This window comes from Chitinophaga sp., from assembly GCF_039596135.1.
Classification (GTDB): Bacteria; Bacteroidota; Bacteroidia; order Chitinophagales; family Chitinophagaceae; genus Chitinophaga.
Genome location: NZ_JBCNKH010000006.1, coordinates 88,479 through 103,886, shown reverse-complemented (window position 1 = coordinate 103,886; position 15,408 = coordinate 88,479). Strand labels below are relative to the sequence as shown.

Here is a 15,408-nt window from a genome sequence, read left to right as displayed (position 1 = left end):
TAAACGAGTTCCCGGAGGAACTCGTTTCAATTGACGTGTACGGGAACACTGTGGTGTACAGCTTCCTGTATAATTTATTTTCCTCCTACAGAAATAGCAAAGTCTACTGATTTTGGAGGTAGACACTCATGATCATCACAGGTCATGAACTCTACGGATCCTTTTACCTTGGTAGCTGCTTTACCCTTCACGGTTACCTTTTGTACGAAGTCTACCTGGTTTTCGTAGTATTTCAGTTCTGAGTCAAAGTTCTTGTCGAAAGCCTTATGCAGCTTACCAACTTCAGTTACCTTACCCTCAGTTACAACCAGTGGGCTTTTAGTGAACTTGAAGGAGGTAGGTACCGGACCTTCTCCGGCTTCCTGCGCATACAGGTGCCAGCCACCTTCGATAGTAGCTGTCATGTGCAATTCATACGTGGTAGCGTTAACCTTCTTCGACGTAAAGCTCCACTTCACCGGATTCTCTATCTGGGCACTTGCCAGCAGGGGCAAAGCGAACAGACAGATCGCTGTTAATAATTGTTTCATACGTTTTTTTTAACTGGTTGGCTGATTTTATACTATACTTCTAAACAGATCAGTTGTTGTTGATGAGGCTCTGGAATATCAGCTGCCCATCAGTATTACCCAGTACTTCACGGGTGGCCCTTTCAGGGTGAGGCATCATACCAAATACGTTGCGCTCCTTGTTGCAGATACCTGCAATGTTCAGGGTAGCACCGTTTGGATTTGCATCCTCCACTACGTTACCGAATTCGTCGCAGTAGCGGAACAGGATCTGGTTGTTCGCCTGCAGACTTTCCAGGGTAGCCTTGTCAGCATAATAGCGACCCTCACCATGCGCTACCGGGATCATCAGCGGACGACCGGCTACATCTTTGGTGATGGAAGCAACAGTATTTTCACTCTTCAGGTACACATTTTTACAAACGAACTGCTGGTTCTCGTTGCGCAACAGGGCGCCTGGTAACAGACCCGCTTCTACAAGTATCTGAAAACCATTACATACACCTATTACACGCCCACCCTTATTTGCAAATTCGATCACGCTCTGCATCATTGGACTAAAGCGAGCAATAGCACCGCAACGCAGATAATCGCCATAAGAAAAACCACCCGGCAGTACAATGCAATCTTTTGTATTGAACATGCTCAGGTCTTTATCCTTGTGCCATAACTCTATCACTTCCTGCCCCAGGTCATTACGCAGGGCATCTATCATATCATGATCGCAATTTGAGCCAGGGAAGGTGACTACGCCGAATTTCATATTAAATATTTGAATTTTATGGTCTTAAATATATCTTATTGATTTTAACCGACTTTTACGGCCTGGACCATTGAACGCAAAGTACCGGAAAAACCACAAAATTACTGTGCCGTTTGCACATTTCCATAGCCGCTCAAAATAAAAGCTGCAGGGAGAACCTCTACGGATTCGCGCTAAACCACTGCATGACAATCACATAAGCCACCGTCAGCAGGTGAATAACATTGGCCAGGGTATTGTTCCGGATGGCCCAGTATACATTGGCGACGAACATGGACAATGGCAAAATAGCCAGTACCCAGTATGCAGGAGAGAAATGTATATTAAAGAAAGGAATCAGCATGGCTACGAACACATATATCACCAATACTCCCCATATCTTCCTGCCCTGGATCAGCATTTTCTTCAGACTTCGCTGCAACAGCAGCCAGCCCAACAGGAAAAACACGACGCTGAATATAATGGCACCCCAAACCTTGTAGTGCAATAGGAGCTCTATGGAAAAACCAATTCTCGGGATTCTTGTAAATAATGCCCATTGGTCAGTGAGGAAAAGGTAAGTACCCAGCAAGTACAGCGGCCCCACCAGTCCCAATAAGGCAATGATCCATTCTGCCAGTCGGAACGGCCTCATTATCAACAAACTCATTAATAATAGCAGGCAAAAAATGATAGCCGGGAAATAGAATAATCCGCAAATCCCCAGTGCAAACCCTATATTAAATACCACATCTCTGGCAGAAGTGCGGGTATATAATAATGTAATAGAAGAGAATACCCACAGCATGATCAGGTTCACGAGCAAGGCAGGTGAAAACACATTCCAGCCTTCCAGCAGGGAGGTGAAAAGCATGTATGCCATGGCAGGTAAATAGTTCGGCTTGGCAAAGAGACGCTGGTGATTCACAATTTTTGTGATCAGCAGGGCCTGCAATAGCAGCAGCATGATAGCCAGGGCGGTAAAAAAGAATGGACTGGGGCCCACAATTGCCTTCAGCCATTTTACCAGCAGTTCATATAATAACCCTTCGGAGCCGTCGGCCAGGTAAGTGGACGGATGTATGAGGTAATAGAACTTTACTACCAATGTATATATTAACAGTAATACTACTGTTAAAGGGTTGCCGGAGCGGAAGAATTTAACCACAATCTGATTCTCTTTTCAACTTTTTGAAAGCGTTCCAAAGGTAAAGTAAAATATTAATTTTTTTTCTGCATCCGCTTTCTGATCCTGCTCAAAGATGGTCCCGCTATACCCAGGTACGAAGCTATATGATACAACGGCACCTGGTTCACCAGGTCCGGATGCTCCGCTACCATCTGCACATACCGCTCTTCCGGACTCTTAAATAAAAAATCCTCCGTATGATCCATCATCAGGTTAAAAGCTACTTCCGCAATATACCTTCCAAACCGCTCCCACTGATGGGACTGTTTATATAATGCCTGCAAATGATCAATGTGTATATACAAGATGGTAGACTCTACCATACTCTCCGTATAAAAATTACACGGCCGCTGCGACAGAAAACTCTTAAATGCCGTCACCATCTGGTTCGAAGTATAAAACAGCATATTCTTCTCCTCCCCCGTCTCCGCATTTACATAATATGTGCGAAATACCCCGTTTACAATGAAACCCAGGTGCTTACACACATTCCTGTACTCATTGTAATACTCCCCCTTCTGGTAGGTTCTCAATTCCCAATACGGCAACGACAATGCAAAACTCTGCTTATCAATGCCGCAAAAGTTCCTTAACGCCTGTTCTAATATTTCCAGTTCTGTCATGCACTAAAGTTAGTACTTCGCTCTATAAAACTTATTCTCCTGCGTGATCTTCAAAGGATTCTTCCTGAACCACACAATAAAATCATCCCATTCCTTTTTATGCTCACCCCTCCACTCTTCAAACTGCTTCTCATCCCCTTCTGCCAATATCCAGTAATTATATTCCTCCATGAAACCTGCATCCTTTACCTGCTGCTCATAATCAAACAGGACCATCGGTGTCTTTTTCGCAAATGGCATTTTCTGATAGTTTTCCACAAACCGGGTTCTGATCCTATTTAAGGAAGGCAGGTTGATAATTTTCTCCCCTGCTACAGACATGAGCAATACCGGTTCATATACCATCCCCCCAAAAGGCAGATTAAACTTACCATCCGGAGAAACGGCCACCACATTCTGCCTGCAAAAGCTCACCGTCACGGACGTATCGTCTTTAAACTGTATCTCACCTTTATAGGTCAGGTACAATTGCTTGCTAATCTCGTCCGTACGCTTAGACCCTCTTTCAAGATTCAAAAAAATCTCCCCATACAGCATACCCCATACCTCTTCCTCTGTACTCAGGAAGATTTTGGATGCCCAGTAATAATTGGAAGGGAACATAGGATCTACCTCAATCCCCTTTTCAAAATACCCTAAGGCTTTATTATAATCCTTTACCCCCATCTCCATCACCCCGCGTTCCAGGTACAGGTTGCCCGCATCCGGGAACACCTTCAACCCTTTTTCATACGCCTCCAGGGCTTTGTCCCGTTTTCCACTCAGGTCATAGGCGTTGCCTAACAGCTGGTACACCCTGCTGTTGATATCCTTCCGCTTTGTCAGCTTTTTGGTAATATCGATGGCAGCACCATAATCCTGCTGCATGTATTTCGAGTAAGCAATCTCGTAAGAATAGCTCCATTCATCCGGGTTCAGCTTGATCGCTTCTTCGAGCAATGGTATTGCCGCTGCTGGTTTTCCGTCTTCCATCATCGCAATGGCTGCCTTATACCTGGCTTCTGCCGTATCCTTGTTAGCCTGTGCCATGGCAGCTTGTCCCATCCAAATGCTCAATAACAGTAATAAGGTTGTCTTCTGCATAAGAGGTTAAGTCGTTACGAATATAGGATGAAAAAAAAGCCCGGACTCCATAAGGAGTTCCGGGCCTTTCTTTTTTAACATTTCTTTTTACAGGGTCGTAATGCCCTTTTGCTCGAAATAATTGTAGATCGCATTATTGATTTCTGCCTCTACCTGGCTTACTTTCATGATGTCTTTGCACCAAAAAGCTATCCTCACCGATAGGGCACTCGCACTTACGAGATTCATAATAATCTCCACCTCTCTTCTTGCTATCACCTGTTCATTAGCCGCAATCAACGCTTTCAATTCCTGCTTCACGGTTTCCGGATCTTCCAGTTTCGCTACCTTATAGTTGAAATTGATCCGTCCATTGTTGTTACTCAGGGTCCAGTTGGTAATCTCTTTGGAAAGAACATCCCCGTTCGGCAATATTACCTCTGCCCCATCTTCTGTGAGCAGCGTACTACTGCGGATCCCGATTTCCTTCACACGACCTTTGTTACTGCCAATCTCCACTGTATCACCAATACGCAGCGGGCGGTCAAAGATCAGGATGATACCAGATACAAAGTTGTTTACAATGCTCTGTAAACCCAGACCAATACCCACACCCAAAGCACCCAGGATCACGGTTATCTTATCTACCGGCAACCCTGATGCACTGATGGCGAGCAGGAAAGCCAGCACCAGCAATATCAGCCTGGTCACCAGCAATCTTGAACGCTGCCCCTTATCGTCAAAGGCTGCATCGTCACCGATGTCCCCAAAGAAGTAAGCAATGTACTTCTGCAGGAAATTTGCCACCCAGATTATACCCAGGAACAATATCACCCCACCAATGGTGAAGGAACTATTACCTATGACAACTGAAGTCTGGAACAACGCCGTCAGACCTGTGCTGAATGCATCATAAATATTCAGGTTAGTACTGAATACAATGGCCCATATCAACACCGCCAGCACAGTTATAAAACGGAAGAGAGATTTCTTTATATCCGCCACATCGAAATGCTCCGGATAGCGCTTACGAATACGGCTACCTTGTATTTGTAAAAGGAAAGCTTCGATAGACAACTGTACAAAGATGCTGAGACTCGCTGCCTGTGCCAGTGCATATACCGCTGTAGAACTAAAGATCTGGGACAACGTCACACGGCCGAACAGGTTCATAAGCACTGCCAGCGTATTCAGAGACGTATATAGTATCACCGCCCACCACATCAAACGGTACTCCTTGCGGAAACTGCGGATTTGTATATATAACAGACCAATTACTATGGCGACTATATCATGTACCACATTCGCATAGCGCATCAATCGTATTGGTAACCCTAATATCCTGATAACAGGCAGGAAGAGGAACAGGAGAATGAATAATCCCCAACCCATAAAGATCTGCCGTGGTAGTAATTTATAGAAGACTGGCGTCAACAACACCATCAGGAAAAACTGGGTGGTCTCTATATAAATAGCCGGTGCATTGTGATCAAATAATGGTGCCAGGTTCAGGATCAGTACAAACGTCATGAGCCATGGCAGCGCTTTTACATATTTGAAGTCAAACTCCTTGATAGCACTGAGCTTATTTAATTTCTTCAGACTACGGAAGTTGAAATTGACCCAGCCAAAGAAAACAATGCCAATGATCCACAACAAAGACCGCTTACTCCTGGTATTCCTGAAATAATAACTGGCCAGCTGCTGCTCTGCATTCACAGATTTTTTAAACCCACCCGGAGGAGGTTTGCGTCCCTTCTCACTAACAGGTTGCCACAGGTAAAGGCGTTCTTTGGTAAACGCACGGCCACCGGCTGTTTTCAGGGCGTCTTCCGTTTGGTACCCCAATTCTTCGATGGTGATAGCATCGGTAGAAACCTTTGCTTTCAGATCATTGAGAATGGCGGTATTAGTACGCACCAGGCTATCTGCTCTTCTGAACTTAGCACGCAGGGTTTGCAGTTGTGGCATGAAGGTGGCCCTTAGCACAGAGTCTTTGAACAGGCCTCGCATCAGGGTATCCTTGCGGAGATCCCGTATTTCCTTTCTTACATCATCCAGTTTCTGGTCATAACCATTCAGCACCTTCCCGGTTTCGCCCATCGTGTTTCCCAGTTCTTCCAATAATGACTGGTACATCTGGAGGTTCCGGATATTGAGGCTCCTGTCACCACCGGAGAAACGGTCTTTCAGAATTTCCAATATGGAATCGGCGTCTTTCAGATGGGACTGAATGTCCTGGAGATGGGTAAAGGAACTGGTGACAAGAGGTACTTTGTTCATGGTCTGAAAAACTTTTTCAAACCCGGCCAGGTAATCACTTCTTGTTGGTTGGTTATTGTCGCCGAATAAGGTGGTATCGGCTGCTCTTGGAGGTGCTTTTTGTGCCAGTACGTAACTACTGATCAGCGTAAGCAATAAAAGGAGGAGAATAGGTTTTTTCATATCAAGCGATAAATCATGGCGGAAATATATGCCAATTTTCGCTATAAAAAAGGGGGCTTATCGCCCCCCTTCCTGGTATAGTGTGTTGAATAATAACTTGAATGTACCATGTGATTGCCCCCTGAATGTAACTTCCGGTCCATAGGCATAAAACATTCCCTTGCCGACTGGTGCGCAAAAGGCTGCTACACCGTCTTTTAGGTAACGCTGCCCCCAGGCCCAACCACTGTGTAACGGTGTATCTGTTGTAAACCAGGCTATGGGTTTTACATCTTTTGCACCTGCGTCTATTTTAAATACAGGACTGTTATCGAAATTAATATCCCCACTGGCCGGCATACCCCATGCCGGTAATAGGGTGCTATCGAAGCTCGCAGTCAGAATACTACCCGGTATAAAGTACTTCGTACCTGGTAATGGCTTCCCATTTTCTACCAGTGCGTTGTGCACCGGCAAGCCTAAATGATAAGCAAGGTTGGTGCTGGTACCAATGGTAACAATATTACCACCCGCTTCTAAAAAAGCTTTCAACCGGGGAATGGAAGTATCTTTGGTAATCCTGCCCAGCATACCCCTGTATTGTTCAGGAATTTCGTCTGGGGCGGGTGCTTTCTGTGAAAAACCATAACGGTTCGGCTCCTCTCCTGATACAGGCGGGATAGCTCTTGTTACGAAAACAATAACATCATAGTCCTTTTTCAGATCACCCTTGTCTATATCTTTTGCATAGATCACCTTGAATGGGAAATGATATTGTTCCAATAACCATCTTACCCAACCGGAAGGAATGGAACCACCGTAGCTATCCCACAATCCAATGCGTGCTGGTTTTACCTTTTCAAGGTCTGCAGGTCTTTTACTAACAGGTTGTACATGCACCGCTACATCATTTAGTGACTTCACATAGAAATCTCCTGTCTTTGTTCTGTATACCTCCACGCCTGTATTCAATAACTTATTCACTACTGCGAATACATCATTCTGCTTTCCACTTAATAAATACCCTCCTTTACTTGCCGGTACTTTTACTGCTTTTACTTCCTGCAACTCACCATATGGCACCTGTACAAACGGACCGCTAAAATCATTCAATATCCTGTCAAACTGTACGCCCATCTGGTATGCCAACGTCCACCCTGCAGCATCATAAGGATGAATAGGAGGACCACCAGGATATTGAAAATCATTCGGGTGATCCTGTGGTTCAAACATATCCAGTACATGCGGACGAAATGCCTGGTTCGTACGAACAATATAAGACCCGGCAGGATACTGCTTCCCTTCTATCGTAAATGGAGCATTCGCTTTCTGCACACTAATACCAGTTTTGATCAGTGCATTGATGAACTTCACAGCAGTCGGAAAATCTGCCTGATCCGCCGCTATAATATACCCCCTTGGATCGCGGGTGGCAGGGTTCTTATACACCGCATCGTAGTAAGACATCGGAATATTATTCCCACGCCTCATCCAGCCGTAAGGATCACTGCCATCATCTTTCGTCGTATCATTCTTATCTTTTTTATAAGCAGCAGTAATCGCATTCGCACCTTTTGGAGACAAAGTCCAGCTATCCCTGTTACCCCGATCTATCGCATGCTGCCCCATCTTGTAAATGTTGTACAACACTTCATCCCGCTGTCTCGCAGCATAATCCAGTACTGAATAGTTCAGGGATACTGAATAATCGATAGACTGGCGGAAGTGCCATACATCCTGTGGCAATACAGGATTTGGGGTAGCTCCATTCGGAATTAATCGCTGTGGTACCACAGGTATTTTTTCAGGTGTCGGGTTCCCGATTATCTCAGTAAGTAACCCAATCATATTGTGAAACTGCGTAGTGGTACGTAATCCACCATTATACCAGGTGGAAAAACTGGAACCATTCAACCGGGTATACCCCGGTTTATCTTCCGCATTCAGGCGATTGTACATCGCAGCACCCAATGCATCGATACCCGTAATCATCAAAGGATCGAACACATAGTTGAACGGATCGCGGTATGGAGGCCCAGCTAATACTGAGCCTTCCGGACCGCGTTGGTGATGATTATACATGATCTGGGGCATCCATTCTAAAAACAGTTGCTTACCCATATTTACACTTTCGCTCATGTTCATCATGTAGAAGTCACGGTTATTGTCGTGACCGATGTACTTTTGATACAATACCGGCACCTGGTCTGTAGTACGCTTCAGCGTGTCAGCATTACGCATATACCAGTTAGCCACCAGCTCCTGTCCATCCGGGTTAGCATGCGTCATCAATACAATCACATTGTCAAGAATGCGCTTTGTTTCATCGTCATTTCTGCTGATGAGTTGATACGCAGTTTCGATCAACTGATGAGAACCTACTACTTCAGTTGCATGCAATCCACCATCTATCCATACCACAGCTTTGCCGGTAGCTGCCATCGCTCTTGCCTGCACTTCACTAATCCCTTCGGCACGTGCCAGCTGCTGCGAAATCTTTTTATACTTTTCTAATTGCTGGATGTTTTCCGGCGAAGAAATGATCAGCATATACTGATGCCTGCCTTCTTCCGTAAGACCTATATCCACCAGTTTTACACGGGGACTACCTGCCAGCTTCTGAAAGTATGCGGCAGTCTGTGTATAATTCGCCAGCTTGTAATCATCTCCCATATTGAAACCAAAATGTTCTTTGGGAGAGGGTACGGTTTGCCCATACAAGGTAGTGGCGCAACATAATATAATGACGGACAATAACTGTTTCATACACCTGTTTTATTTCTTCCTGTAATCCAGTGCAGGTGCTCTATCGCCCAGCATGGCTTCGTACTTGAAATCTTTTCCCCTGCGCTGTTTCAGTTCAGCCTGTGCAGCAGTAACTGCCGCAGGATCATTGAACAGGTCATAGGCTGTGAGTGCAATGGTTTTGGCTGCAACCATCATCCCTTTTGCACCTATGCTGGAACCCGCAGCAGCTACGTTCTGCCAGCTATGACCACCGGAACCCGCTACAAAGGTAGCTGCACTCATACCTGCTGTAGGCGTCACCCAGCTCACATCTGCTACGTCCGAAGAACCAATGCCTCCTTCTTTTACAATCGTGAATGGCTGTACCTTCATAGAAGCACTATCCATATCAGGAATGTTTTTCTGATCGATAAAGGAAGATTGAATCTTCTTACCAAATTCCTTTTCTTCCGCCGTATATTTGAATCCACCTACCAGGTGCAGGTTCTTATCCATCATGTGCGACAGCGTTTCATTCGGCATCATGTTATACACACCGCCGATTATTTCATACTTCATGGTAGTACCCGTTCCTAACGCGGCTCCTTCTGCACATTTCACCAGTCTTTCCCAGGTATCTTTTACTACCTGCATATCCGGATGACGTACGTAGTAGTATACTTCTGCAAAAGCAGGTACTACATTCGGGGCATCGCCACCTTTGGTGATCACATAGTGAATGCGGGTATCCTGCTGCACATGCTCACGCATCATGTTCACCATGTAATCCATGGCTTCTACCCCATCCAGCGCAGATCTGCCTTTCTCAGGTGCTCCTGCAGCATGAGAAGCAATACCATAGAAACGGAACTTTGCATTCTTATTCGCTAACCAGGGTGCCAGACCAGCAGAATTTTCATTGCCCGGATGCCAGTGTAATACTGCACTTACATCATCAAACAAACCTGCCCTTACCATATACACCTTACCTGAGCCGCCTTCTTCTGCAGGACAACCATATACTCTTAAGGTACCTTTGCCACCACTTGCTTTCATCCAGTCTTTCACAGCTACTGCCGCTGCTACTGATGCTGTTCCAAACAGGTTATGTCCACAACCATGGCCTGCACCTTCTGGTACTATGGCCTTCTTTTCAGGGCCGGCTTCCTGCGATAATCCCGGCAATGCATCAAACTCGGCAAGAATCCCAATCACAGGTTCACCACTACCGTAAGTAGCCACAAAGGCAGTTGGAATACCTGCAATACCTGCTTTCACGGTAAATCCTTCCTGTGTTAATTTTTCTTGTAACAAAGCAGAACTCTTCACTTCCTGGTAACCTACTTCTGCAAAGCCCCATATCTTTTGCTCTATCGTTGTATAAGCGGGTGCCTGCGCATCCAATGCTGCAATGATTGCCGTTTTATCTTTATTTGCTTTCTGTGCATAGACAAATGCCGGTGCACAACAAAGCAGGGACAATATTACTTTCTTCATTATTTATATAATTGGTTGAATAGTAATTTAAAGGTGCTGTGCGATTGTCCACGAAAAGTAATCTCCGGACCAAAGGCATACAATTTACCACTACCTACAGGTGCTACAAATGCAGCCACACCATCTTTCAGGTAACGTTGTCCCCATGCCCATCCGCTGTGCAAAGGAGTAGCTGTAGAATACCACATTAGCTTCTTCACATCACCACTGATGTTGAACACCGGACTACGATCAAAGTACACATCTGTCTTTGCATGCATACCTGCATTTTCTGCAGCTGTCGTATCTACATCTGCAATCAGTAAGCTGCCCGGTATGTATAGTTTACCACCTGTCAATGTCTTATTTGTTTTAGGATCGATGAGTGCATTTTTCACTGGCAGTTTTAAATGATATGCCAGATTCGTACTGGTACCAATGGTAACAATACTGCCACCTGCTTCCAGGAATTTCTTCAGCTGAGGTACTGAAGTATCTGCTGTGATACGGCCTAACCATGGCTTGAATTCAGCAGATAATTCTTCCGGCTTCGGCAGTTTGCCAAACCAGTAACTATCTCTTTTAGGCTTGCCTGTATCAGGAATAGCGCCAGTAGCAAATAAGATGATATCATACTTCTTACGCAGATCCCCCTTGTCAATTTCCTGTGAATAAACCATGGTATACCTGTAATGGTATTGCTCCATCAACCATTGCATCCAGCCTGCAGGAATAGAACCACCATAGGTATTCCAGATTGCAATGCGTGCAGGAGATACAGGTTTTAAACCTGCTGGTACAGCATCAGCAGCTGTCACCGTTATGCCCAGTTCTGTAGTTGCTTTAGTTAATATCTCTGTTGATTTTGAAGAAACAGGTACGAAGAACACACCCGAAGATACACGGGATACTTTTATCCCTGCGTTCAACAGATCATTCACTGCAATGAATACGTTATTGCCGGACGGGTTCAGGTAATATCCTTTCTTCACAACAGGCAATGTTCTTGTGGCTGGCGATTCTATCTGTCCATAAGGCAACTGTGCCAATGGCGCATTAAATCCATCCAGTATTCTATCAAATTGTACCCCCATCTGGAAAGCCAGTGTCCAACCCGCTGCATCATATGGCCTGATAGGAGGCCCACCCGGATACTGAAAATCATTTGGATGATCCTGTGGCTCAAACATATCCAGCACATGCGGACGAAAAGCCTGTGCCGCTTTGACCACATAAGACCCCGCAGGATACTTTTTACCTGCAATAGTAAAATCAGCAGTAGCTTTATGAATAGTCACACCCGCACGACTCAGTGCATTGATGAACTTCACCGCTGTTGGAAAATCTTCCTGATCTGCAGGAATCACATATGCTCTCGCGTCCCTGTAAGCAGGATTTTTAAACCAGGTAGCAAAATAGGTGTTGGCAATCGTATCTTCTTTTCCCAATGACAAGTCGCCACTGCTCTCCTCTTTCTTAGCCGTATCCTTTTTGGATGCAGCCATCCTGATACTATCTACAAATCGTGGATAAAATGTCCAGTGATCTTCACTTCCCCTGTCAATGGCATTCTTACCCATGTGATAGATATTATACAATAGCGTACTCCTATACTTTGCTGCATAATCCAATACCGCATAGTTCAGCGAAACAGAATAATCTATTGACTGGCGAAAATGCCATTCCTGCGGTACTACCGGGTTAGGTGTCGCACCATTTGGAATGAGTCTGTCTGGCGCCAATGGCACCGTCTCTGGCGTGGGACCACCAATAATTTCGGTCAACAACCCAATCATGTTATGAAAGTAAGGCGCTGTACGCAAGCCCCCATTCCACCATGTGGAAAACTGGGAACCCGCACGCTGTGTGTAACCTGGTTTATTCTCTGCATTCAAACGGTTATTCATAGCCGCACCCACCGCATCAATACTTGTCACAATCAGCGGGTCAAATACATAGTTGAAAGGATCACGATAAGGAGGCCCTGCCAATACAGAACCCGCCGGCCCACGCTGGTGATGGTTGTACATAATCTGCGGAATCCACTCTACAAACAGTTGCCTGCCGATGTTCTGGCTTTCTTTCATATTCATCATATAAAAGTCGCGGTTGTTATCATGGCCTACATACTTCTCATACAACCTTGGAATGTTCATAGCCCTCTTCTTTGGATCTTCCGTACGCATATACCAGTTGGCTACCAGCTCCTGTCCATCAGGGTTCGCATGTGTAAAGAGGATGATTACATTTTGCAGGATGTTCATAGTTTCCTCATCCGTACGCGATACTAACTGATACATGCTTTCAATGAGCTGATGCGAACCTACTACCTCTGTTGCGTGTAATCCGCCATCTATCCACACCACCGCCTTACCGGTTGCCGCCAGTGCTTTGGCCTGGTCATCGGTTAGCCCCTCTGCATGAGCCAGTTGCTGCGAAATGGTTTTGTACTTTTCCAGTTGCTGAATGTTTTCAGGGGCAGATACAATGAGCATGTACTGATGCCTGCCTTCTTCGGTTAAACCAATGTCTACCAGTTTTGTTCTGCTGCTGGTTGCCAGCTTTTTGAAATAAGCTTCCGTTTGTGTGTAGTTGGCCAGTTGGTAATCATCTCCGATGTTGAAACCAAAATGCTCTTTGGGAGAAGGGATTTGCTGTTGTGCCCATGCCGTGGTTGTCGATAGCATGAGCACCATCAGCATGCCGTAGAATGTTCTAGTCATAAGCCTTGTTATTTTGCTATACCGGCTTCCGCCAATAAGATCAATAGTGCCTGCTGGATGCCCTTATATCCTTTATCATTCACCCACCATTCAGGCAGCGCATGTGCATTGCCACCTACACCACCCGAACCAATGGTAATAGCGGGTACGCCTTTGGATATAGGAATATTGGAATTGGTGGAACCTACCCGCAGTGAAGGAGTTCCTTCCATATAAGTTACGACTGCCATCATGTGCTGTATCAACAATTGTGTGGTATCACCTACACCAGATGGACGATCGCCGATCAGTTTCATATCAACCGTGAGATCAGCGCCTGACTTTTTCATTTTATTTTCTTCAGCGAGCGCGCGGGCTACTGCCGCGTGCAACAATTTATCACAGTTATCCACACGCTCCGGGCTTTCTGATCGCATATCCACTTCCATCCACGATTCAAATGGAATAGAGTTTACTGAGGTACCACCACCAATCACACCTACATTGTAAGTGAGTCGTAAGCCCGGTGCCTGTGTGAGCGAATCAGCAGCTACACACCAGTAAGCAATCGCACGGCCCAGTGCATTATGCGGGTTACCCAGGCCAAAGGAACCGGAAGAATGTCCACCCGGACCTTTGAAGGTGATGCGATAACGATGGGAGCCTAACCCCCTGTGTGTAATTGTTTCACTATTCCAGCCGTCAATTGCAATGTAACTGTCTATCCTGCCGGGGCCTTTATCGCTGAACAGGTTCTTTACACCTCTCAGATCCCCCTGCCCTTCTTCGCCAACAGTGCCAATAAAGAGTACATTGGCATTGGTTTCAATACCTGTTTTCTCCATAGCAGTGAGTACGGTCAATACCACTGATAATGCTCGTGTATCATCTGCTATACCGGGTGCAGCAAGGGTATCACCCCTGTGTTGGACTTTGGTATCCGTACCTTCAGGAAATACCGTGTCCATATGTCCTTCGAGTACTACCGTCTTCTTACCATCTTTCCCTTTGCGCAGCGCAATTACATTCCCTATATTATCTGTCCATACACTATCAGCACCAGCTGCTTTCAGCATAGTTGCATATTGCCTGGCCCGCACTTCCTCTTTGTAGGGAGGTGCAGGTATTTCGGTCAGTAAAATGTGATTGGCTTCCGTCTGCGGTTCCATCTCCACAATCGCCTGAAAGGCTTTTTTCACCGCTGGTTTCTCTGCAAGCGATTTGATTTCGGTTACGTACTTTTTGTCTGCCACGCCCTTACGATCCTGCGCATATAGACCCATCACTGTATGCAACAGTGCAGCTGTCAATATTATTTTTTTCATTCCTTACTGGTTTTTAAATCTTACGCCAACCCGACAGTCTCCCGGTTCGCCACGGGATTCATCACAGATATTATTGTAGAAGGTGACAATCCGCCTGCCATCAGACAGGTTCAAAATGAATTTAAAAAGAAAATAATCGTTGACAGCCACTGCACTAAGGTCAACATTATTTAGTGCAGCTAATTCCGCTGCTGTGAAGATATAAGTTTTTGGGAACTCTGTGACAGTTTCGTATAAATGGTCATTCGTTCCTACAATACTGGGCAGCGGAAACTGTGCTATATTGGTATATTGGTTACCCGGTGAGGAGATCACTAATGGATAAGCGGGCACACTGCTCTCTGCTTTGTTGTAACTATTGTATACTTCTATTGAAGTCACCGTAGCTTTGTTAAATCCCGCCCATTCCAAAGTAAATGAAAATTGCTGCGATGCCAGGTTAGCATCCTTTTTATTGAAGAAAACTACCTTCCCAGCCTGCCTTGTAGGCAATGCAGATTTGGTGGTATCTATCGTTACAATCGGTACCGCAGTATATTGATAATCTTCCCACTCATAATGTGCTTTTTTACAGGCACATATCATTAGTATTAAAAGAACGGATATTGGCTTCATAAATAATAATTTGG

General features: G+C 45.4%; 11 protein-coding genes. All 11 read right to left on the bottom strand.

Features of this window, described 5'->3' with window-relative positions:
• Positions 1 to 74 precede the first annotated feature (74 nt).
• Complete coding sequence (locus ABDW16_RS06610) at positions 75 to 530, bottom strand: protein-disulfide reductase DsbD domain-containing protein (RefSeq protein ID WP_146965354.1); 456 nt, start codon at positions 528 to 530, stop codon at positions 75 to 77.
• A gap of 49 nt (positions 531 to 579) precedes the next feature.
• The gene (gene purQ, locus ABDW16_RS06605; protein ID WP_343668548.1) at positions 580 to 1,272 is read right to left on the bottom strand and encodes a phosphoribosylformylglycinamidine synthase I; all 693 of its coding nucleotides are present in this window, start codon (positions 1,270 to 1,272) and stop codon (positions 580 to 582) included.
• Positions 1,273 to 1,432: 160 nt separating this feature from the next.
• Positions 1,433 to 2,419, bottom strand: a complete 987-nt coding sequence (locus ABDW16_RS06600) for a hypothetical protein (protein WP_343668547.1) — start codon at positions 2,417 to 2,419, stop codon at positions 1,433 to 1,435.
• Between the two features lie 53 nt (positions 2,420 to 2,472).
• Positions 2,473 to 3,063 carry a Crp/Fnr family transcriptional regulator gene (locus ABDW16_RS06595; protein ID WP_343668546.1) on the bottom strand — a complete coding sequence of 197 codons (591 nt, stop codon included), beginning with the start codon at positions 3,061 to 3,063 and terminating at the stop codon, positions 2,473 to 2,475.
• A 9-nt stretch (positions 3,064 to 3,072) separates the two neighbouring features.
• Positions 3,073 to 4,146 carry a tetratricopeptide repeat protein gene (locus ABDW16_RS06590; protein ID WP_343668545.1) on the bottom strand — a complete coding sequence of 358 codons (1,074 nt, stop codon included), beginning with the start codon at positions 4,144 to 4,146 and terminating at the stop codon, positions 3,073 to 3,075.
• Positions 4,147 to 4,233: 87 nt separating this feature from the next.
• Complete coding sequence (locus ABDW16_RS06585) at positions 4,234 to 6,570, bottom strand: mechanosensitive ion channel domain-containing protein (RefSeq protein ID WP_343668543.1); 2,337 nt, start codon at positions 6,568 to 6,570, stop codon at positions 4,234 to 4,236.
• Between the two features lie 57 nt (positions 6,571 to 6,627).
• Positions 6,628 to 9,315 carry a M14 metallopeptidase family protein gene (locus ABDW16_RS06580; protein ID WP_343668541.1) on the bottom strand — a complete coding sequence of 896 codons (2,688 nt, stop codon included), beginning with the start codon at positions 9,313 to 9,315 and terminating at the stop codon, positions 6,628 to 6,630.
• A 9-nt stretch (positions 9,316 to 9,324) separates the two neighbouring features.
• The gene (locus ABDW16_RS06575) at positions 9,325 to 10,773 is read right to left on the bottom strand and encodes an amidohydrolase (protein ID WP_343668540.1); all 1,449 of its coding nucleotides are present in this window, start codon (positions 10,771 to 10,773) and stop codon (positions 9,325 to 9,327) included.
• A complete protein-coding gene (locus ABDW16_RS06570; protein ID WP_343668539.1) occupies positions 10,773 to 13,475 on the bottom strand; it encodes a M14 metallopeptidase family protein in 2,703 nt (900 codons plus the stop codon). Before ABDW16_RS06570 ends, ABDW16_RS06575 begins: the two co-directional genes overlap by 1 nt.
• 8 nt (positions 13,476 to 13,483) lie before the next feature.
• Positions 13,484 to 14,779: a M20/M25/M40 family metallo-hydrolase gene (locus ABDW16_RS06565; RefSeq protein WP_343668538.1), complete on the bottom strand. Its 1,296-nt coding sequence runs from the start codon at positions 14,777 to 14,779 to the stop codon at positions 13,484 to 13,486.
• 3 nt (positions 14,780 to 14,782) lie between these two features.
• Positions 14,783 to 15,394, bottom strand: coding sequence for a hypothetical protein (locus ABDW16_RS06560; protein ID WP_343668537.1), 612 nt, complete (start codon positions 15,392 to 15,394; stop codon positions 14,783 to 14,785).
• Positions 15,395 to 15,408 lie beyond the last annotated feature (14 nt).